Source organism: Bacteroides neonati (assembly GCF_000499785.1).
In the GTDB taxonomy this organism is placed as follows: Bacteria; Bacteroidota; Bacteroidia; order Bacteroidales; family Bacteroidaceae; genus Bacteroides; species Bacteroides neonati.
On the sequence record NZ_HG726021.1, the window covers coordinates 1 to 21,982 of the forward strand.

At 40.1% G+C, this 21,982-nt stretch carries 18 protein-coding genes and 3 pseudogenes; 17 read left to right on the forward strand and 4 right to left on the reverse strand.

From position 1 onward, the window contains the following. The 14 genes and pseudogenes from TY03_RS22625 to TY03_RS09145 all read left to right on the forward strand — a co-directional run. Window positions 1-2,612 (forward strand): annotated as a pseudogene (locus tag TY03_RS22625) (hypothetical protein); the annotation flags it as partial. Window positions 2,613-2,634: 22 nt separating this feature from the next. Beyond that, window positions 2,635-2,973: a hypothetical protein gene (locus tag TY03_RS09085; protein WP_074434154.1), complete on the forward strand. Its 339-nt coding sequence runs from the start codon at window positions 2,635-2,637 to the stop codon at window positions 2,971-2,973. Then, window positions 2,970-3,275, forward strand: coding sequence for a hypothetical protein (locus TY03_RS09090; protein ID WP_042369406.1), 306 nt, complete (start codon window positions 2,970-2,972; stop codon window positions 3,273-3,275). Before TY03_RS09085 ends, TY03_RS09090 begins: the two co-directional genes overlap by 4 nt. Window positions 3,276-3,478: 203 nt before the next feature. Then, window positions 3,479-3,913 carry a hypothetical protein gene (locus tag TY03_RS09095; protein ID WP_042369407.1) on the forward strand — a complete coding sequence of 145 codons (435 nt, stop codon included), beginning with the start codon at window positions 3,479-3,481 and terminating at the stop codon, window positions 3,911-3,913. Then, a complete protein-coding gene (locus tag TY03_RS09100; RefSeq protein ID WP_042369409.1) occupies window positions 3,910-4,305 on the forward strand; it encodes a D-Ala-D-Ala carboxypeptidase family metallohydrolase in 396 nt (131 codons plus the stop codon). Before TY03_RS09095 ends, TY03_RS09100 begins: the two co-directional genes overlap by 4 nt. Next, window positions 4,302-4,844 (forward strand): hypothetical protein, encoded by a 543-nt coding sequence (locus tag TY03_RS09105; protein WP_042369411.1) that lies wholly within the window; start codon window positions 4,302-4,304, stop codon window positions 4,842-4,844. Before TY03_RS09100 ends, TY03_RS09105 begins: the two co-directional genes overlap by 4 nt. 344 nt (window positions 4,845-5,188) lie before the next feature. Further along, the gene (locus TY03_RS09110) at window positions 5,189-5,824 is read left to right on the forward strand and encodes an antA/AntB antirepressor family protein (protein WP_042369413.1); all 636 of its coding nucleotides are present in this window, start codon (window positions 5,189-5,191) and stop codon (window positions 5,822-5,824) included. A gap of 163 nt (window positions 5,825-5,987) precedes the next feature. Continuing rightward, on the forward strand, window positions 5,988-6,386 hold the full coding sequence (locus TY03_RS09115; RefSeq protein ID WP_042369415.1) for a hypothetical protein: 399 nt from the start codon (window positions 5,988-5,990) through the stop codon (window positions 6,384-6,386). 40 nt (window positions 6,387-6,426) lie between these two features. Beyond that, window positions 6,427-7,218: a hypothetical protein gene (locus TY03_RS09120; RefSeq protein WP_042369416.1), complete on the forward strand. Its 792-nt coding sequence runs from the start codon at window positions 6,427-6,429 to the stop codon at window positions 7,216-7,218. Between the two features lie 240 nt (window positions 7,219-7,458). Beyond that, window positions 7,459-7,674 carry a DUF2589 domain-containing protein gene (locus TY03_RS09125; protein ID WP_042369418.1) on the forward strand — a complete coding sequence of 72 codons (216 nt, stop codon included), beginning with the start codon at window positions 7,459-7,461 and terminating at the stop codon, window positions 7,672-7,674. Between the two features lie 167 nt (window positions 7,675-7,841). Beyond that, window positions 7,842-9,071: a PD-(D/E)XK nuclease family protein gene (locus tag TY03_RS09130; protein ID WP_042369420.1), complete on the forward strand. Its 1,230-nt coding sequence runs from the start codon at window positions 7,842-7,844 to the stop codon at window positions 9,069-9,071. A 339-nt stretch (window positions 9,072-9,410) separates the two neighbouring features. Beyond that, window positions 9,411-9,725, forward strand: a pseudogene (locus TY03_RS09135) (hypothetical protein); the annotation flags it as partial. 456 nt (window positions 9,726-10,181) lie between these two features. Next, window positions 10,182-10,838 carry a hypothetical protein gene (locus TY03_RS09140; RefSeq protein ID WP_042369422.1) on the forward strand — a complete coding sequence of 219 codons (657 nt, stop codon included), beginning with the start codon at window positions 10,182-10,184 and terminating at the stop codon, window positions 10,836-10,838. Continuing rightward, the gene (locus tag TY03_RS09145; RefSeq protein WP_042369424.1) at window positions 10,822-11,532 is read left to right on the forward strand and encodes a PIN domain-containing protein; all 711 of its coding nucleotides are present in this window, start codon (window positions 10,822-10,824) and stop codon (window positions 11,530-11,532) included. The genes TY03_RS09140 and TY03_RS09145 overlap by 17 nt, the downstream gene beginning before the upstream one ends. Before the next feature lie 264 nt (window positions 11,533-11,796). Here TY03_RS09145 and TY03_RS09150 read toward each other — a convergent pair whose 3' ends face one another. Next, window positions 11,797-13,200: a site-specific integrase gene (locus TY03_RS09150; RefSeq protein ID WP_042369425.1), complete on the reverse strand. Its 1,404-nt coding sequence runs from the start codon at window positions 13,198-13,200 to the stop codon at window positions 11,797-11,799. Window positions 13,201-13,822: 622 nt separating this feature from the next. Between TY03_RS09150 and TY03_RS09155 the strand changes: the two genes are divergently transcribed. The 3 genes and pseudogenes from TY03_RS09155 to TY03_RS09165 form a co-directional block, all read left to right on the forward strand. Beyond that, window positions 13,823-14,236, forward strand: a complete 414-nt coding sequence (locus TY03_RS09155) for a hypothetical protein (RefSeq protein WP_148335630.1) — start codon at window positions 13,823-13,825, stop codon at window positions 14,234-14,236. A 110-nt stretch (window positions 14,237-14,346) separates the two neighbouring features. Continuing rightward, window positions 14,347-15,489 carry an OmpA family protein gene (locus tag TY03_RS09160; protein WP_042369429.1) on the forward strand — a complete coding sequence of 381 codons (1,143 nt, stop codon included), beginning with the start codon at window positions 14,347-14,349 and terminating at the stop codon, window positions 15,487-15,489. Window positions 15,490-15,850: 361 nt separating this feature from the next. After that, a pseudogene (locus TY03_RS09165) lies at window positions 15,851-16,165 on the forward strand (hypothetical protein); the annotation flags it as partial. A gap of 140 nt (window positions 16,166-16,305) precedes the next feature. Here the strand turns inward: TY03_RS09165 and TY03_RS21825 are convergent. The 3 genes from TY03_RS21825 to TY03_RS09175 all read right to left on the reverse strand — a co-directional run bounded on the left by TY03_RS21825 (window position 16,306) and on the right by TY03_RS09175 (window position 21,671). Continuing rightward, a complete protein-coding gene (locus TY03_RS21825; protein WP_074434157.1) occupies window positions 16,306-16,488 on the reverse strand; it encodes a hypothetical protein in 183 nt (60 codons plus the stop codon). Between the two features lie 70 nt (window positions 16,489-16,558). Next, on the reverse strand, window positions 16,559-16,957 hold the full coding sequence (locus TY03_RS09170) for a ribosomal maturation YjgA family protein (protein WP_042370135.1): 399 nt from the start codon (window positions 16,955-16,957) through the stop codon (window positions 16,559-16,561). Window positions 16,958-17,270: 313 nt separating this feature from the next. Further along, window positions 17,271-21,671, reverse strand: coding sequence for a translocation/assembly module TamB domain-containing protein (locus TY03_RS09175; RefSeq protein ID WP_148335648.1), 4,401 nt, complete (start codon window positions 21,669-21,671; stop codon window positions 17,271-17,273). Window positions 21,672-21,982: the final 311 nt, after the last annotated feature.

Sequence of the window (21,982 nt, forward strand, 5' to 3'; positions counted from 1 at the left end):
GCTTTACTACGCAAGTGCCGGGCGACAATGCTACGGACTGGCTCAAATCTATATCAAAGGGCGATACTGGCGCAACAGGTGCCACCGGAGCGGTAGGCCCAACAGGGGCAACGGGTCCTACAGGATCACAAGGTATACCGGGTACATCTCAATTCTTTCATGTACGCTATTCTACTGCTGCCAACGGTAACCCAATGCTTACCACACCAAGCACCTACATCGGCACCGCTGTAACCTCTAGTTCAACCGCTCCCACATCGTATACCTCATACGTTTGGGCGCAATTCAAAGGCTCGCAAGGTCCAGCAGGTACAAACGGTATTGCAGGTCCTGCAGGTGTAGATGGAAGAACAAGCTTCCTACATATCAAGTACTCGGACAATGGTACTACCTTTACCGCAAACAATGGTGAGACTCCGGGTGCATGGATCGGTCAGTATGCGGACTTCGAGCGGGTAGATAGTACTGTATTTGGAGCGTATACTTGGACGAAGGTAAAAGGTGATACAGGAGCAACAGGTGCAGTTGGCCCAACGGGTGCCACGGGAGCAACAGGAGCCACAGACCCTACGGGTTCGCAAGGTATCCCCGGCACATCGCAGTTCCTGCACGTTCGTTACTCTGCCAATGCCAACGGTAATCCGATGGTGACCACTCCCAACACTTATATCGGTATAGCGGTCACAGGAAGTTCGACAGCACCTGCTGCCTACACCTCATATATGTGGGCACAGTTCAAAGGTTCACAAGGTCCAGCAGGTACAAATGGTATTGCAGGTCCAGCAGGTGCAAACGGGCAAACATCTTATTTGCATATAAAGTACTCGGATAATGGTACGACTTTCACTGCAAACAACGGTGAAACACCCGGGCAGTACATTGGTCAGTATGTCGATTTTACTCAAGCCGACAGCATGACTTTTTCGGCTTATACATGGACGAAGGTAAAGGGCGATACGGGTGCAGTTGGGCCAACGGGTCCTATCGGTCCCATCGGTGCAACAGGAGCTACCGGTGCAACAGGTCAAGTTGGTCCCGTTGGACCAATCGGCCCCACAGGTGGCAAAGGTGATAAAGGGGACAAAGGTGACGCCATTGCATCCTCTTACATGAATGGAGTCATGAAGTATGCCGATCCGTTTTTTCGGACAAGTGCAAACTCCACGAACCGATATAATAATTCCGGTGGTACTACCAGCATTTGGGAACGGTTAGTAAAGCCCGATGGCGTGCCGGGTCCAAGTGGCTATTATATGAGATATCGGTATTTAGGTGGTGGTTCAACTTCACCCGGACTCGGTGGATTCTATTTCGGCACGCAGACCTATAGGCATTGTGAGTTTATTGCTCGTATTATAGCCAATATCCCCAAGGGGTATACCATTAATTATGCGACCAATGCGTCAGGCGATAATCCTATTTCGGAGTGGTTGACGCCCAACATCGGCACCGGCACTTATACCGAATACGTTTACCGTGTCAAATGTTCCGGTACGGGTACATTCTCTAGTGGTATGTTCTTCTTTTTTGTTGGACCTGACGTTGCATTTAACGTTGAAGTAGCCTATGCCACCGTATTCGACACGATGGCCAATGATCGTACTACCTACATTGATTCGAACGGAGTGTATACCGGTACACTCGTTGCACAGCAAATAACTTCTACCAATGTCGTCTTTGGTACGGCTAATATAGGAGACGGTACCATTACCAATGCTAAGATTGCCACTTTGGATGCCGGTAAGATTAATACCGGGTTTCTGAATGCGGCTCGTATATCAGCCCTATCAATCACTGCCGATAAAATAGCCGGCGGTACTATTACTGCTGATAAGCTGAATGCTGCTAACGTACAGGCTGCTTTGGTCACAGCTAAAGCAATAGAATCGTTGGATATAACAACCGGGCGGCTAACTGTAACGGACGGTGCTAAGATCGGCGGTATGATCATTGAAAACAATATGCTTAAAGGTGGTAGCATGGTATTAACGGACGGTGCTAAGATCGGAGGATTTACGGTTAATGGGGGAAGCTTAACATCATCCGATAGTACGGGTAGAATTATGATTGGAGATGATATGATACGCTTCTTACGTATTAACGACAGCGATATTGCACCTATGCTTTCTATCAGAAACGATAAAGGAGACGGCTGTACTATTACAGCTGACAACTCAGGTGCAACTGCATTATATGTGAGGTCTAACGGTGGCGGAAAAAGCCATGCAATTAAATCGTACGGGGGGCACATCTTTGGTCAGCGACCAAGTGAGGTTTGGAACGCGCCCGGTGTGCTATGGTGTGGTCAGTATAGTTGTTCAAACTGGAATCCTAGACTAGTAAGATCATGGGGAGACGGATTGACTGTCACAGGTATAAGCCGACAAAGAGCCGGGTGTTACACAATAACACATAATCTTGGTCATGTAGATTACTTTGTTCATGCGATTGGCAATGCTCAGATTCGCGATAATTGGAACTGGTGGAATACTACGGTCAGTTTTTTCGGGCATAGTGCGAGCCAATTTTCCTTATTGTTTAAAGATGATGGCGGAAGTGAGAAAGATCCGGCAGAATTTCAAGTGATGATATTCGGTAGAAACAAGTTTTAATAAATTTAATAACAACAAAATTATGAAAATCGATTTTAGACAAATTGAGGTGAAAGACATTGATGGCGGTCCTCGATGGAAGAAGGTGAAAGATGAAAATGGAGAACTTCACCCTTTGGAAGGCATCCCCGAAGTTTATGACATTTCTAAGGATTTGGGCAATGTGATTTACAATAACACACCCGATCTTGGCGAAATGGAACTTGGACGCGAAATCTATAGGAATGGTGAGGTCGATATAGATGCACAACAGGCAGTTGTGCTGAATAAGTATATTCGTATGGGTCTTGTAGCCTTCATTCAAGAGTCTGTTTGCCCTATATTAGACAATATTATTAATCAAAATCAATCAAAATCATGAATCAAGAAGCATTAGCGAGACGATTATCCTTATTGGATAGTCTCTCATTCATCAAAGTATCCTCAGGTGAGGTACGTCAACTCAGAGTAATCAGAGGTGAGAATAGAACTAAAATAGTTGCTCCCATTATCGAAGAGTTAACTACTAATGTCGATCAAGAAAAGGCCGGTTATATTCAGAAGCTACTTGTCGATCACGAGTATAACGAAGAGGGAGAATGTGTCTCTATCTTACAAGGAGAAGAAAGAGCACAGCTTGAGTCTGCGTTAGTTGACTACTTTGTAGCCGGAGGGGAGTTATAAACCAAACGAAAAACCGCCCGACCTATCACAGACCGGGCGGTTTTTCCACTAACTTAAATATAGCTACGTAATGAATTTATGACTAATTAATTCCTCACACTGCAAAGATAGGGCATTGATTATCTGCGCACAATCGCTTTATGTAGGTATAGTTTAAGTTAGTGTAATTATAACAAGGTAGTATAATCGTAAATAAAGAGTAAATGGATGAAAGGAATGTGATTGGAGGTATTACCACCGCTGCCTTAAGCGGTTGTATTGAGTTCTTGGAGCCGCTTCGGTGGTTCTTCTTGCTGGGGTTAATTCTCATCCTTGCCGACCTACGGTTCGGGATTAGTGCGGCCAAGGTTCGCAAGGAGAAGGTTCGCACGTCACGGGCTGTCAGAAGAACTATAAACAAGATTATTGATTATCTGTGTTGGATTTTCACGGCTGGAGCATTGGGGGCAACGTTTGGTGTCTCTTTTGGCATCACCACCTTGCCGGCACTGGTGATGCTTGTTGTGTACGGCATAGAGATCAACTCTTGCTTCGCTAATTATTTTGAGGCGAAGGGAAAGAAGATCAAGGTAAATATATTCAAGTTCTTCGCTAAGAAGAGCGATATCATTGAAGTAGAAGAGGAGGAAACAAAATGAAGTATTTTACACTGAAAGAATTGAGTCATAGCGATACGGCCTTGGCTCGCGGTATTGATAATTATCCCACTGCGGAAGCGATCAGCAATCTGACTGAGTTAGTAAACAATGTGCTCGATCCGTTGCGCGAGAAGTATGGCAAGCCCATACGGATAAGTTCCGGCTATCGTTGTCCTTCACTGAATCGGAGTGTTAACGGCGCTACATCCAGCCAACACAGGTTAGGCCAGGCGGCTGATATCACCGTTGGTAGTAAGGAGGGAAACCGGGCATTGTTTGAGATCATCCGTAGAGAGTTGCCGTTTGATCAACTGATAGACGAAAGGGACTTTAGCTGGGTACACGTGAGTTATAAGAAGAGTGGTAACAGGAAACAGACGCTGAAGCTATGAAACGGGAAGAGTTGAAAGTAAGTGCATGCTTTATGCTTGCGCTTATTGTTGCGTTACTTATGTGTTGCGGTTCTTTGATTTCATCGTGTGGTAGTAGTAAATCTTCATCTAAGCAACAAACATCAATCGAATCCGGGAGCCAAACCAATCGGAAAGATACTGCTTCACTCAACGAGCAGAACAAAAAGGTCGAGACCGAAGACGTCGTTGAGGAGACGGAAGAGGTTACTACTGTCTATGATACAAGCAAGCTAGCTGACCCATCAACCGGTAAGTCTCCTGTTCTCTCTGAGACGAAAAAGAATACGAAGAAGGGTACCAATAAGAAAAAGGAAGAAAGTAGCAATACGACGCTTAATCAGTCCAGCATGGAGCACTCAAATGATAGTACTAAGGTTAAGGATGCCAGAGAAGAGGATAAGCAGAAGCAAGAAACGACGGTACCAAGGCAGATTGGTGGGATTATCTGGGGAGTGGTCGCGCTGATCGGACTTGTGATTATTTTAGGATGGCTGGTGTATAGGTGGAGAAAGAAATAATTTCTATCGAAATTAATATGTAGAATGTAGGTCGTAATACTACCACCTACATTTGCACAATTATTTATTTTTCACATTTGTTGGTAACGAAAACCGGGAAAAACTAAAAGTGATTTATACTTTAATATAGAAACACCTTACAAAACGAATAATATGGCCGAGTGGTATCGGTCCGATAACAATATTAAAGCTCTGTCTGAGTAATTGCCTGCATACCACTTTAGGGCAATGAAAGGATGGAGTTTTTACTTTCAGCGCTACCAAACGTGGCGGTAAGATGGTATTAGGCAGGAGTTGTCGGACAACTCTATGGTTGGTAAGAGTAATATTAAAATTTATAGTGTATGAATGAACTGATTAAAATCACTGAGAGAGATGGAAAGAAGGCAGTAAGCGCACGAGAATTGCACTCTTTCCTGGAGAGTAAACAAGAGTTTGCCAATTGGATTAAGAATCGTATTGATAAGTACGATTTAGTCGAAAATGTAGACTTTGTTCGCTTGACAAATTTATCAAGCGAAAGTCAGGGGCGAGGGGGATTGAATAGAGTGGATTATGTTCTTTCAGTCGATGCCGCCAAAGAATTATCAATGGTTGAAGGCAACGAGAAAGGGAAACAAGCACGGAAGTACTTCATTAAAATGGAAGAGATAGCAAGGAAAGGTGCTTTGATTGTTCCCGACTTTTCTAACCCGGCAGAAGCAGCACGCGCATGGGCCGATGAATACGAGAAGGGGCAAAGAGCGAATTTGCTTCTTGAAGAGAAAACAAAGCAGCTTGATGAATCAAAAGAATGGTTCTCTATAAAAAGATGGGCGAAAGATCACGGTATGAACTGGCGAAAAATCAGCTGGAGAGTACTGAAAGCATTATCTTTCGAAAATGGATATGAAGTAAAGAAGGTCTTTGACGCAAACTACGGACAGGTGAATATCTACCATAAGGATGTGTTCTTGATGTATAGTCGCTCGATTGCATAGATTGCATTACTCTTCTCTCTAAGAAATTAACGCCCCGTCTACCAACGGGGCTTTTTCGTCTTCATGTGAAAATTTATCGAATATAGAAAAGCGGCTAAGCTTTTCATACGGCTATCTCATTTATTTCAATAAAATATGTATCTTTATCGCAAAAAAAAAGAATATGAGCACAGAGCTTATTATATCAATTTTGGGAGCATTTGTCGCAATTGTTGTATCCATTATAGGGGCATATCTTGCTAACAGAAATAGTGTTATTCTCCAAAATCGAAAATTAAAGGAGGTGTACTATATAAATTTTCTTAGAGCGTTGTCAGGATATGCACGCAATAATGGTACAGATAAGCATAAAATAGCACTTTCAGCATACTCAGAGGCCAGAAATGAATTGTTGTTAACTGCTAGCTCTGACGTTATGCGAAAATTAGATGAGTATGAGAAAGGAGTAATTGGACAACCCGCCGAGATTCATGATATCTATTTTACAAAACTGATTAAGTCCATTAGAGCCGATTTGAAATTAGGCAACAAAGATTTGCCTATAGTTGGTTTAAAGAAATAATTATCAGAAGTGACGTTTTTTATTTAGTTTTATAGTACTTATGAAAAATATAGTTTATATAGATGGGACTGTCGTTGTTGAACGCTGTATGTTTTATTCAAAAGATATTATGATATACGCCGGAGATGAATTTAAAGCAAATGCTGAAATAATAACTCCACCAGAAGGCATTTTAAGAATTAAAGAAGATTATGGGTCTATCTTTACATATTATTATATAAAAGGAGATTTTGTAATTTATGGTGTGGAGGATGGAAATGCTGTCTTTTTTTTTGATAATCATGATTTTACATATAATCTTTATAAAGAAAATATTGCTAAAGTAAGAAAGATGATTGAAAGCATTGTTGCTTCAGAAGATCTTGTTAACTTATTTTTTCAGCAGCAATTCATAAGTATATTTGGAGCACTGGAAAATTTCCTCTTTAACACTTTTATGAGGCAGGTGTGTAATAACTACAATTTATACAACCGTGTAATATCTCGAAAGGTGAAGATTCTTGTGCGTGATAAAAAAAGTGAAGCAAGAAAAATTTTAGATGGAAAAGATTGCCTTAATAAGGAGAAAGTATTCATTGAGAAAGTTCAGAGAGTTGTTTTTCATAATCAAGAAAAGGTTACAGCTTTATACGAAGCTGCATTTGATGTAAATCCAGGAATGGCAAACTTGGAACCTGAACTAAAAATTCGACATGACCTTGTTCACAGGATTGGATATACTATTGATGGAGCTTTGGTTTTAATAGATAGAAAACAGATAGATTTGCTTTTAGAGAAAGTTGATTCTATAGTAGAGAAAGTGACGTGTCGGATTAGGAGAATGAATGTTTAACTAATCCCATTGCGTCTCCTAAATTAGTCCTACTTCCTCGGAAACGGGGCTTTTTCGTTATACAATATTCCCCGAAAATTATATGCTGAAAAATACAATATTTGGAGCGAATTATATATAGCCCGGAAATAAATACTGCATTTCCGCAAATCTATAACGCTTTCAAGAAAATCCTTCAATAACGAAATACACTGTATTGTCTTTTTCTTACCTTTGCGTCTGGACTAAAGAATCTATACCATGGAAGAGCAAAGCAATCTATCTCCTGAACAAAGCCAAGAAGAACAATCTTCTAAGCGTCCAGATAACTGTGTACCTGATAGTTTTAAAGGACTCCCAATAGATGGTCTAATCGGAGGACCTTTAAGAGCAGCTGCTGAAGCACAACAAGAATTTGCAAATAGTACAAAAGAATTCTTGAAAAAAATGGCAGCTGAAGAAAATAAAGGACAATAGATATCTTGTGTTGATAATACGCTATTTTCTTTTGTCTTGCTTCCTCGGAAGTGGATTTTTCTTTTTTCTGCGAAAGTTCAAAACTTCTTTTGTACATTTGCACGTCTCAAATCAGATTGCACATAGATTAATGTGATGGGAGGCTATTTTTTAACATTAATAATATTATGAAAACTGACAAAGATAATTTGGCTTGTGATATGTGTTTAGTTGACAAGATCACTGGAGTATCTATTGACTTAGAAAAACAAAAGTTTTTAGGGGTTAATAGTTTGCTGAAAACCTTCATAGCAAAAGTGGAGGAAGAAAAAACTAAACTACCTTATCATATTAATATAATTGATATGATAGGAGCTAATGAGAATGCTCACAGCAAAATTTTAGAACATTTGCTTAAGCAATCTAACAAGGAGCGATTTGAAATATTGGAAAGTTTATTAGACTATATCGTGTCAAACACTCCAGACTTTAAATTAAATGTATCTTCTCCTTCTATTACAGCAGAAAAACAACGAATAGATGTTCTTGTACTAGATAAGGAATACGCCCTTATTTTTGAGAATAAGATACATAATGCAATTGATCAAGAGCGCCAATTAAGTCGATATATTGATAAAGTGACTGAGTTAGGGTATAAAAAAGAGCAGATTTATATTCTCTATCTATCACGTGATGATGGTAAATCCCCAAATGATGATAGCTGGGGTAAATATAAAGACTTATTTGAAAACAGATATATAAGACTGACTTACCGGAATCATATTTTACCTTGGTTACGAGACTTTTTGTTGCCTAACATTAGAATCAAAGATGTTTATTTAAAAAGTTGTGTAGAGCAATATATCGATCATTTAGAAGGATTATTTTCATTACGAAATATACAAAAAAACATGAATAAGGAACTAAAAAAACAAATTTCTGAAGTGCTAGGACTTGGTGTTTCACCAGAGCAAAATCACTTTATTTTGGACGAAAAGATAAAAGAAGTGAATGCTATCCGCGACCAATTAGCTATTATGCAATCTGAAAATGAAAGAGAGTGTTGGGCGGAATGGAGTAAGAGATTGAAAATAGATTTCCCTGATTTAGAATCAATGAATTATATTGATGATAGAAATTACCCTAAAATTGGAGTAAAACTTTCTTGGAATAATATACCTTTTTCCGTATTGATTGAAAAAGATAATAATTCCAATACTATCTATTATGGTATTGGGCGCCATTATTCTTCTGAAAATATTATTGATGAATTGAAAGCACATATGACGTCTATACTGGATGGATTTAAAGCTAATGAATGGTGGTATAGTTGGAAATATACATCTTTTGAAGATGGTTATAGAGATCTAAGTAATTATATTAAGGAAGTCGTGAGGCATGTTGATGATTGTAAATAAATATTGTGATATATTTAATAAGATTTACAGGCAGCCCAATAAGCTGCCTTTATTCATTTCGTGCTCCCGGTCGCAAACCCTATCAGCACCATATACCCCCACCTTGCGCACTCACTGAGCAGTGTCGCCAATTTTGGCATCTTCTGAGGGTGTTATGTGTATAATTTCCCCAACTTGTGTACCGATCCTCACTGTTTCCCCAATAACGAGCTATGTCCATGATTTGTTATGTCGCTGATAACGAGTGCTTATACTGTTTTACTTGCCTTGTGGCATGCCCTTTGCTTTGTAGTTAGCATAAGAGTTCAATAAAAGTATTAACGATAAACACTTACGATTATGAAAAAGTTATTAGTAGCAGTAGCAATGGTCATGGGATTGGGAACTTCAGTAGCATTCGCTTCAACATCGGTAGACAGCACGGCTGTTGCACAGTCTCAACAGAACCCACAGGATGAGTTCAAGAGTATAGAAGCCAAAGAGCTTCCATCGGAAGTAATGAACGCACTAGCCAAAGACTTTGACGGTGGAACGATTAAAGAAGCCTTCGTCGCTGAGAAGGCATCGGGCAAAATCTTTAAGGTGGTAGCCGTAGCAAAAGACGGACAAGAGTCAACCGTATTCTTCAATGAGAAAGGGGAGGCAGTATCAGAAACAGGTGAGTTGATTCAGCAGGCTCAGGCTCCCGCACCGGAAGAGCCTACAGCACCCGAACAATCGGCTGAATAAACATTAGCAAGACTTCACTAAAAAAGGCAACTCAGAAAATGGGTTGTCTTTTTTAGTATGATACTTTTATTGATTTGCACAGTTGGTTATGCTCTATCGGTCTTGTTTTTTCGGTAGATATATAAGCACTGCTTTTTTCGAGGTAATCCGATTGTTAGGTATGCTCTGCCTTTACTACACCTCTGCCTAAACCGATCAGTAGGTCATTGACGTGTATGTGGAAGATTATTTCGGACAGTTGGTACGGCTCTTTCTCATTCAATAACGATAGTGACAAGTAGAAGAAATAAACTTTTTTTGTATGAATGTGTTAAGAAACACTCAACATTTTATTGTTGGGTGTTTCTTTGTGATTAACTTTGCAAAAAAAATAATGACTATATGAAAAAGTTTACAGAATTAGTAATAGAGTCGGAGGAAGTATATCTCATTCAATTATTAGACAAATTGAAAAAAAACGATTCTAAACAATTTGTCTTCGAGAAAAAGTTATCCGAAGAGTATGCGCAAAATATTTTTGCTCAGGAAAATCAAGTGGCTTGTTTCAAAACCACTTCAAAAAAACACTTCGATTCTAAAATATGGATTGTAGCAAATAATGCAAAGTTTAAAGTTACTAATATCGTGTCAAACACAATTTCGGATTTGGGTATTGATAGATATAACAAAGTGATGAATGATTTTTATTATGATTTTCTAAAAAACTATTTAGACCAACGATACAATGTCCATTATTCAGGTGAAATGATTTCTATGGATTCATTAATTAGTCCGAAAGCGTATGAAGCATTATCGAGATGGGAAGCAACTTGCAATAAATCAAACCCAATAGGATATGCTTATGATGAAGCATTATGGTTTGAATTTTTAAAACAAATAGTAGAAAATAACGACGAATTAAATGCTTCCGATTTTGAGAAATGGTTAATTGAAGACAAAGGCTGGAATCAATCTTATATTAACCATGAAGTAAATGACTTAACTCTGTACTATGAATATAGTATTGCTTTATTAAAATATTATGAAAATAGCAAATAGAGGGAGTTTTTATCTATCAGTCTTTTTGAGTAAAATAATACAGAGACCTATTATTTTTTGGGACACTTGCGCTCTCTTGGACATTCTAAGAATAGCGGATAGAGAGAATATTAACGCGTATGATAACTACCAGTATATTTTAGAAAAAATCAACAATGATGAGCTTATTTCAGTAACTTCAGAACTTGTTCTATATGAGTATAATAATCACATACAGGAAATAGAAAGTGAATTTCGCCGGAAGCAAACATCTGCCCAAGATATTATCAAGAAATATTGCGCTTTTCAAACTGATGAACACTCCGCAAATATACTTGGAAGTATAAATAGTCTTGATGCAATTACAACGTTCGTTAATTTCTCTGAAATACTATGGTCTAAAACATATATTCTTCGAGAACAAAAGACGTATCAACAATTTGCTCATTTTAGAACAAAACATAAATTTGCCCCAGCACATAAGAAAGGAGAATATAAAGATTGCTATATTTGGGGAACGTGTATGAAATTAGCAAATAGGAAACCTTGGGACGTTCCTGTACTTTTTTTTACAAAAAACACTGATGATTATTGCGATATTAATAACAAAAGAGATTTAGATTCACGGATTAGTGATGATTGTAATCAAAACGGAATAAAAGTTCTATTAAATAGTGGTAGTGTTAGAGGTGAATTAATTAATTTGGGAATATAATTGTTTTTTTTGCTACTTTCTTCCCCGCATATGATCATGGAAAGTAGCTGGGCGGTAGTTCTGTAAGCCCCCGATAATGTATCCGTTTTGTTATTAAGACGTTTCGGTCAAATATTGCTCAGTTGTATGACTTTAGAGAGAAGTTAGAACAGGGTTAATGGATTGCCTATTTAATGAAAATATAAAGGCTACTGCACTATACAGTAGCCTTCTTTTGTATTCTTGTATTGGTTGATATAATCGATAACCTTATGTTTCCTTCATCTATCTCTTTATACCGAGTTCCGAATCAACTCTATATTCTTCATCTCCAAAAGCAGCACACATGAGGATAAAACGTTCTCTAACTCCCATATTGGTATACCTGTTTACTGCACTGCTGTTTTTCGCATGGAGGCCGGCCGCATATTTATCAACTTGTACTTTATTCATCAAATCTACATGTGTTTTACGCGCTATTTTACTACTCGCAACTTCATATATGGATTTGTATTCATTGAGTTTCAATGTAGTATTGAACATTGCGACTTTCCGGTTGATTTCACAGTATTCAAGTAGTTTTTTTATCTGATAATTGTATCCAGTTTCACCATTTCCATCAGGATAATAGGGTAACAAAGCATTGTTTGACAGTTCGCCTTTATACTTCATAATAATATCATAAGCAATGCGAATAATAGGAGTTTTAATCTCAGTGCGTATAAGTCCATCTTTGTGTGTTTTCTGAGGTAAGTAATGAATGTAAGGTATTCCTTCTTCAATGCCAATATTGTCAAAAGTAAACCGCCTAAAGTCTCCCACACGGCATCCGAAACAACATTGCACTATAAATAAGTCTTTTACTCGCTGTAGCGATTCCAGACATTCTTTTGTTAAGAGCATATTAAATTCTGCTTTAGTAAGAAATACTGGCTCGTCGTATTGTTGTTTCATTATCGCTTCCTTTTCTTTTCCTATCTTACGGAATGGAGAAACAGGAATAATGTCGTTACTTTCAAGTTCAACCATGAACGCTTGTAATAATAGAAGCTTTTCAGCAATTGTATTCTGACTTCTTTCTTTTGACGGTTTATTTCTGTTATTCATATCCACATATAAGCCGGGATATTTTTCAACTAAAGTGTATTCAGTACGAAGAAAATCACGGAATTTGAGAATTCGTTCTTTATTGAAATCCTCTACCGGACACCTATCTATTCCGTTGATGATAAAGAATCGTGTTAATTCCCGGATAACTACATCATAGTGTTTTTTTCTACCTAATCCTATAACACCTGTGTCTAACCATCCATCTACATAACGCTGGAACATTTCGCATAGTGGCTCTTTCTTATCGTCTTTTTGAATATACTTCTCCGGATTGTGATACTTATCAATATAGACAACAAGTTCATCCTTTGTAATGGATTTATTTGTCTCACAGAAATTGATAATCGAAACAGTTAGATTCGATAAAGTCGTGCTCGCATCTAGCATCTCTTTCCGTGTCCCTTTTCCATCTTCGGCACGTGGTAAAACTATTACCCCGTTTTTAAACCTATTTGGATAAACAAAGATGCCTGACTTTACTCTTAGTCTTATGTCTCTGTTTACATTCACTCGAAATAAAAGTTCACTCTTACCACTTCCATTTACTAATGATGAAATACTTACGTCAATTTTTGCCATATTTCTTATATTGAAGATATGCACAAAAGTAAATAAAGTGCGGACAAACAACAATTATTTTGTCCGCAAACTTGCAATATTATGAAATATAGTGCACAACTATGCAATGATAGAAATTTATAAAGTGCTGATAAATAAGAGAAGTATGATTTGTGCTGTTTTATTTAATTTCATATATAGAATCGCTTCGGAATCACAATAGAAAACCGCAAATAGCTTGTAATAAAGCTTTTGCGGTTTTATTTTTGTCTACTGACACAATATTCCCATAACTCTTATAGGACGGAAAAAGGGATCATACCGAAAAAGATAAGCCGGAAACGTTGAGTCGAAAGATAAGACGTATATCCTATACACTGTGTGGATAATTTCCCCACTTACTGTGTACTTTCTCCACTGTTTCCACATCTATACAACTCCTTCTTTTTATATAAATTATTAATTTATAGTTGTTTGTGGTTTTTTTATTTCTGGCATATACTTTGTCATTTAACTTATTAATGGGGTGCCGATCTCTTTCATCGGTAGCCTCTTGCTTGATGCATCTTAATACCACTGTATTGATTGATATGATGTATTAATTAATAGAATGATTCAAAAATGAAGTAAAGCTAATATTGCTATGAACAAAGTAAAACAATCTTGTGCGGTGATTTGCCTTTGTGTGCTGCCGTTCCTTGTTTCGTGTATAAAGAAGAATACTGTTCAAGAGCCAAGAGATTTGTCTGACTCTACGATGACCTCCGATACGATATTCTACGTAAAAGGAGATGTTGCAGCCCCTGAAATCAATAAACATACCATAGCCATTGTCGCTGATGAAAGATGTAAGATTCATCTTGCATCCGATCATCCCGGACTTATATATGTCGTTCAATACGAGGATGGCATGAACCTGACAGGACAAACCTATTCAACTTGGGAGGGTGAGATGAAGCAAGGCATATATACTATTACCGTTGGGTGGATGAGAGGTTCGGACAGCACCCCCAATACGGAAACATCCTATTCACTGTTGGTACAAAAGCCGTTATAACGATGAAGCTTTTTATCGTAGAGAAAGTGCGGATGTTTATAAGATTTTTTTTTGAGAATATATAAGCTAAGTATTTAGTATGTTTTACCTCTAATTTAAAACGTTTTGTTATGAAAAAAATGATCGCTTTGGTCACGTTTAGTGCTATTGCATTAACCGTTTCTGCTCAGAAGTTGATAAATGGCAGTAAGCTTACCGACAATTGGTCTGTTGGGCTTAATGCCGGTGGGGTTACTCCACTTACCCATAATCCTTTTTGGAAAAGTATGCGCCCTGTAATGGGAGTGGAGCTCGGCAAACAATTGACTCCCATCTTTGGCTTTGGTTTTGAAGGGATGTGGTCGGTCAATACAAGTCGAAGTTCTACGGTATTTGACTACTCCAATGTGAGCCTATTGGGTAAGGTTAACTTGAATAATCTATTCGGGGGATACCTTGGCACGCCTCGTACTTTCGAAATAGAAGCCGTTGCCGGAGCCGGGTGGTTACATTCATACGTGAATGGGCAAGGTGATGAGAATTTTATATCCTCTAAAGTCGGTTTGAATTTTAATTTCAATTTAGGAACAGAGAAGGCTTGGACAATAGCTGTGAAACCTGCTCTGGTCTATAATCTGGATGGAAATATGATGTTCGGACAAGGACGTTTCAATGCCAATCATGCCGGTGTGGAGCTGACTACCGGTTTGATTTATCATTTCAAAGGTAGTAATGGTAAGCACCACATGACATTGGAAAGGCCTTATAGTCAGTCTGAGGTAAACGGGTTGAATGCGGAGATCAATGAGTTGCGTGCACAAGTTCAAGAAGGTGTTCATGCAAACAATTCGTTGGATGCTGCTAATCGCCAGATCGCTCAGTTGCTGGGCGAGTTGGATTATTGTCGCAATCAGAAACCAACTCTAAAAACGGTGACGAAAACGAGCCAGACTTTGGAATCTGTTGTTACCTTCCGTCAAGGAAAAACCTTGGTTGATGCATCGCAACTTCCGAATGTAGAACGTATAGCAACCTATATGAAGAGTCATCCGGCAGCTACTGTTACAATCAAAGGATATGCCTCTCCCGAAGGCAGTGCCGAGATAAATGCAAAAATAGCCTCTCAGCGAGCGGATGCGGTTAAATCGCTTCTTATCAGTAAGTATAAGATTGCGGTAAGTCGCATTGTAGCAGAGGGTCAGGGAGTGGGCGATCTGTTTTCAGAGCCTGATTGGAACCGAGTGAGTATCTGTACTCTCAATGAATTGGAGTAAACCTTTCTGTCAATATTCTGTTTTTCTTTCGATGACCAGGCGGCCTGGCTTATGATCTTTATGGGTCGGCAAGGCAATGTTTGGAGAACTGCTACGGATATTCCAAGGGTATCCGTAGCTTTTTCTATTCATACCCTGCATCATTATGTGCCGGCACGCAAACGAATATCATTTTCTGTGTATAAAGTCTACAATGTGTGTACTTACCCCCCCATTATTTCCCCAATGTGGATTTCTCCGTATTTTCATGTAAGTTGTTGATAATTAAAAGGTAAGTGGCTGTTCTGTATTCTGGCACGTCCTTTGTTATATAGTTAGCATAAGAGTTTAACAACAGTATCAACATTAAAAACATACGATTATGAAAAAGGTATTAGTAGCAGTAGCAATGATTATGGGATTGGGAACTTCAGTAGCATTCGCTTCAACATCGGTAGACAGCACGGCTGTTGCACAGTCTCAACAGAACCCGCAAGATGAGTTTAAGAGTATAGAAGTCAAAGAACTTCCATCGGAAGTAATGAACGCGCTGGCCAAAAGCTTTGAGGGGGGAACGATTAAGGAAGCTTTCGTTGCCGAAAAAGCATCGGGCAAGGTATTTAAGGTAATAGCCGTATCGAAAGACGGGCAGGAGTCGACCGTATTCTTCAATGAAAAAGGAGAATCAGTAACAGAAACAGGTGAACTGATCCAAGTAACCCAAGCTCCGGCAAAGGAAGAACCAACAGCATCGGAACAACCGACTGAATAAACCTTAGCTAAAATCTGATTTGCAAAGGCAGCTCATAATGGGCTGCCTTTGCTCATAGTAAGCTACTATTTATTGTGTCCGGGCGCATATCGCTTTGCCGATTTTTCACCGGTCATTTTCTTCACTTGTCCGGGAGGAATCGTTTTCACTTTGTTTGGTTTGGCTTTCACGTAAACATGGCTTGAACATGATGAAAAACTAAGACTTATGGCTACGATACAGATGAGGGGTAAAAAAACAGCTCTCATATAATAAATTGGTTTAAGTTGATAATCGGTTCAAATATACGTAATTTCGTTAGTAAAGCAAGAAATTCGATTATGTATTTGACGAAGCTGTGCGATGCTCAATCGAATAGTCTACGGCAACACATACCAGTATTCCGATGGTATAACATATCATATCGGACCATAAAAAACCATGCCCAAAGATCAACGCTCCAAGTGTATTACTTCGCACCATATTTGCCCAGTCTGCTTGATATAGCTGGCTGAATTCTATGCCATAAGAAAAAAGTAAAGAGGCAATGCCCGTTTTCATTACAGATACCGGGACGAACAGAAAACGTAGCCCCAAATAGACCATAGCCGCCCAGAGTGTATCACCTGCATAAGCTGCGATGAACTCGGGCAATAGATCACTATACCTTCGCGAAGCCAGTCCTGCCAGTATTATCAGGAACGTGGCAGCTAAATAAACCCAACGTTTATACCTCACACTTAAGTTTTTAAATACACGCAAAATTATAAAAAGCAACAAGATTCCGTTTGTGTTTCTCATCGTATACAAGGAAATAGGGATGAGAAATAACAGCTTGTTATATACATACTTAATTCTTTGAAAAAAGCTGGTGGCTTTCTACAAAAAGATCGCCGGCTTTTTCAAATTTCCCACGAGCTTTTTTCAAAAGCCCGCCAGGTTCTCCGACTTTATTCGCGGGCCTTACAAATCAGGCAAAAACAGTTTGGTCACTATGTTTAAAAAGGGTTGAAATCTGCTCGGAATAAAGTTCCCCTATCAGTCCGATGGTTTATTCCCTTTTATTCTTTGCCCTGGCCTTTTCTTCTACACTTTCCGACTGTTTCTTCAAGCGATTTAGCTTCCATCGGTTCCAGAAGAAGAGTTCGTTCCATTTATTAAAGTCCTTTTTATACATAATACCAATTCCTTGTGTTGTCAGATTGGTTTTGGTGTAATAGCGATCATTCGTTTCGTTATATGCTTTCAAGCGTACCTCACCCGAACGGTTGAGTAGCCATTCTGCTTCGAAATCGCCCACAAAGTTGGTATTGGCCAATGGGTTATCGCGATACCCGAAATTTCCGTTAATGAGCAGGCGATTATTGAGCAGTTGTGCCGAGAGGATACCTTCGAATGTTTCGAGCTCGGAGAAACCTTTATCTCCCGTACTCAGGTTGGTTCCGAAATTCCAGTTATTGTTGTTGATGACCTGTGATAACATATTGTTAAGCTGCCCCGATAAGGTAGAAGACAGTACTGAGGTCATCATACTCGAACCTTGGTTGGTATTGGTATTGTCTTGCATATAAAATTTGCCGATACCCAGCAGGTAGAGCATTTGCATATTCATCTGCTCCTCGGTGCTGATGTAGTTGCGCACTATCGCTTGTACATCGTCGCGCTCGTTCGGAATCTCTATACCCAACTTAATGGTAGGCCGCAGCAGAATGCCGGTGAGGTTCATCATACAATTCACCCGCACGTTGGGCTGTTGTGTGAGAGATCCTCCTTCGGGAATCAGGTCGTTCAACGAAGCTGATGCCACGGTATAGGTTGCCTTGATATCAAGTGTAGCATCAAGCGGAGGCCCGTTGAAGGTAATCGTACTTCCGTTTTCGATGATAAAGTCTTTACGTATAATTTCCTGCAAGCTGAATTTATAGATACCTTGATCGATGTGATAGTTACCAAACATTTTCACATCGCCTTTATTGTAAAACTCCGTACGGATATTGCCCGAACCGCGTCCGCTGATGTAGTCGCCAGCAATGGGATCCATAACGATCTTCATAGCCGCATCGGGTGTTACATCAACCAATAGGTTGAGACGGATATTGGCACCGGATTCTCTTTCTTCTTCTTCCTGTTCTTGTTGTGCCTGTTCGTAGTCATTCATCAGGCGGATCGAATCGCGTTGATTACGGGTGGGTGTTTTGTCGACAAACTTTATGAACTGATTGCTGGCAGCCGAGGCAACACTGCCGATGGTATAGGTAAAGGTGGTGTTGCGGTTGGTGGTCATACCCACATTGACATCGAGTCCTTGCGAATCGCCGTTGAGCAAAGCGTTTCCGGTTCCGTAAACGGTTCCGTAGAAAGGCATATCGGGAGATTCTTTCGTATCCATGACCAACATATTGTTGACATCGATGTCAAAACGATACTTCATGTCGCGGAAGTTCTGAAAGTGCAGATAGCCATCCATGCTTCCCTGATGCCCTTCGAGATCGGAGATGCGTATCTTCTTAAAGGTAATGCCGGTAGGAGCCAGGTGGATACTGTCATTCAGTGCAAAGGAGGTATTGAGAATGCCTACTTTGAGCGAAGCCCGGGTCATGACCGACCCATCGAGATTCAGCGCTTTGAATTTTCCGTAGAAATGCACTTTGCCCGTACCTCTCCCTTGAATGTTCTGCACAATGTCCTTCATGTAGAACTCAAGGAACTTGATGTTGAGCGAATCGGCATCTATATAGAGATCGAGCCCGCTTGCCGGTTTTAGGGGATAGATATAGCCATTGACACGTGTCTGGGCGTTGGTGCCGTCTTTGATACGGGCATCCAGAAAGATACCTTCCTTATCGTTATGCCACGCACCGTAGATGTCCATGTCGCCAAATACGCCTTTGTTCAGGCTGAATCGCTTAATAAACAAACGGGTGTCGAGGACGGGCTTCTTAAGTAGTCCGCTTGCATAGGCAGTTCCGGTAGCGTCTCCCTCAAAATCAACATCTTTGATGTTGACCATATCGAATACATACCCCACGTTGATCTCTTTTAGGTTGACGCGGATGGTATCGCTCTCTTTGTCTGATACTCTACCGTTGATGCGTATAAAACGGTCACGGTGGCTGAAGTGAAAGTTATTCACATCGATATGCCCCGAATCGACAACAACCTGCGAAGGGTGTACTTGCCACAGGGTGTCGTTGAGAATCACATCGGTAGGCTGTATGTCGACCACTGCTTTGAGTAGCGGTTTATCTCCGGGGGTACGGAAAAACTTGGCCACAGTGGATAACTCTCCGCTGTAGGTCACGGCAGCATTGTTTCCCCAGTTTATGGTGGTGGTCAGCTCGTCGTCTTTGGCCAACGTGTTAAGCGAAACATTTACAGCTCCATTCTTTTTCATATTCGTAAACCGGGCGTGCGCGCGAAACTGATCCAATGGGTTTTCGCAGATGAATAATCCCGATTCGATAAACATATTGCCATATTGCAGATGCGGAAAATAACCTTCTATCCGTACCCGTTGAGCGGCATCATTAAAGTACCCCTTGATGGTAGAGTGGGTATACACCTTCAGCGGAATATCGAAAACGGTCGATAAGAGATCTGTATTATAGATATTGATATCGAAGGTAAAGTTATTGAGCGATGTTGCTGCTTTCTTTTGTATCGGTATAAGAGAAGGTATGTAGCGGCGCATGATGTTGATCACGCTGGCGGGTACCGTGCGAAAGAGAAAGTCTCCTGCTACATCGGCTGTGATAAACTCAGAGGTGAGCTTCAATTGATTCTTATTACCGGGATGAGTAGCCGATATATTGAGGTTTCGCATGAAATACTCTTTCTCGGGCGCAACAAACAAAAAACTGTCTACATTGATCTCACCCACCATTTGGTCAATACTGCCTCCTGTAAAGTTTGCCTTTACCTTAACCGAAAACTCTGCATTCTCGTATTTGGGAGTGAGATGCAGATCGTGTGGACGAACTTTGCTTATCTCAGCCAAAAAGTTGAACGTCGGTACCTTATCGGCCAAATTGACGCTTCCGTTGGCCACCAAAGAGCCGTTGGGATCGTTGACGGCCACTTTTCCGTTGAATCCGCCGCGTATATACTCACCGTCGAGCGTGATGTTCTCATAGGTATAGTTGCTGTATTCGATAGCGGCAATCAATCCTTTCAGTACCACAGCCGGCCGCTGTTTCTCGAAATGCTTGCCTTGTACATTGAGGTTAAAGGTAGTTTGTCCCCACTTATTGTCATTCAACAGCTTGCCCAGAGAGAAATTCTCGGTTTTTATACCCCCCGAATAAGAAAAGATCCCCTTCTCCTTGTTCGACCCTAACTTTAAGTCGGTACGAACGGAACCAATGCTGGTGCGAAGTGTACCGTAGGTAACCAAATCGGTAAAGTAACCCGATATTTCTCCGGTATAGGATACATCGCCCAAGCGTGTCAGGATAGGAGGTACTCCGTTGTAGTTCTGACTGAGGTTGCGCACAAGGAAACCAATTCCGTCTTTACTGGCCGATAAGCGCGACAGATTACCGAAGATATAGGTATTTTGCGGGTGAGACAGATCTTGCAGTGAAGCATCACCCCGTAATTGGAAATGGTTTCCGGCTGTAATCTCAAGTTTGGAGCAGTTCAGTTGATTCACCGTTCCGCTAACATCGATTCCTAACTCAATCTCTTCTTTGAAGTTCGAGAGTGCAGGAACAAAAGGAGAGAAGTCTTTGAGTGTAATATGCGAAGGAAGCGTGCGGAATGAAAAATGAACCTGGTCGGCAAAATGCTTAAAAGCTCCCAAGCTGTCGTATTTCAAATGAATAGTATCCATTTTTAGCGAGGTACCCGGTAGGTCGATAAGGAAATTGTCGATATGCATCTTCTTGTCATTGGCAACAAGCTTCATACTCAGCTTTTTGAGAATGAACCCTGATCCTTCTTCAACACTCAGACGCTTGATCGAGGCATTGACCGAATCAGCTTGCAATGCTTTGAGCGATATATTGGCAATGATATTTTGTAGTTTGATATGTTTGGGATTGAACTTGCCCGGAGTCTCGGCTTCTGATAGTATGTCGTAGGTTATTCTGCCGCGTCGTATCAGAACAGAATTGATACGTAAGTCAATAGGACTGGCAGTCTTGGCCGTATCTTTCGGAGCAAATGCATCTATTACAAACTGAAAATTAGGTTTTGACTCAGGAGTTTGCTTGTTTAAGTTGATATTGAAACCAAACAGTTGTACACTACTAATGGCTATTTTCCCTTTCATCAAGGCAGGAATATCAAATTTAGCCGAAAGTCGGGTGACCTTTAGCATCTCTTTGCCCGAGCGGTCGTCAAGTAGCACATCGTCGATGATAATGCGGTTTAGCAATCCGATATCTATCTTACCGATAGTTACTTGCGTGCCCATTATATGCGATAACTCCTCGGCAACAAATACGGTAATCCTTTGTTGAATATAAGGAATATTCAGCAAAACAATGGTTCCGATATATACTCCGAGTATAATACCTACGATCCAGCGTACGGTCTTCTTCAGCGTTCTGATAAGCGGTTATTTTAATTTAGCCAACAAAAATATAAAATATTATGTTACGAATCCTACTTTTATCACTAAAATTAATATACCTTTTCGTATTCTAAAATGAGATGTGAATGCCCTTAAAAGGTATCCGTCAAAAAAATGAAAGCTATTATGCCTAACCACATGTGTGGGTTTAAAATAAGGACTGGTTCTGTTGTCAAATATGCCTTATT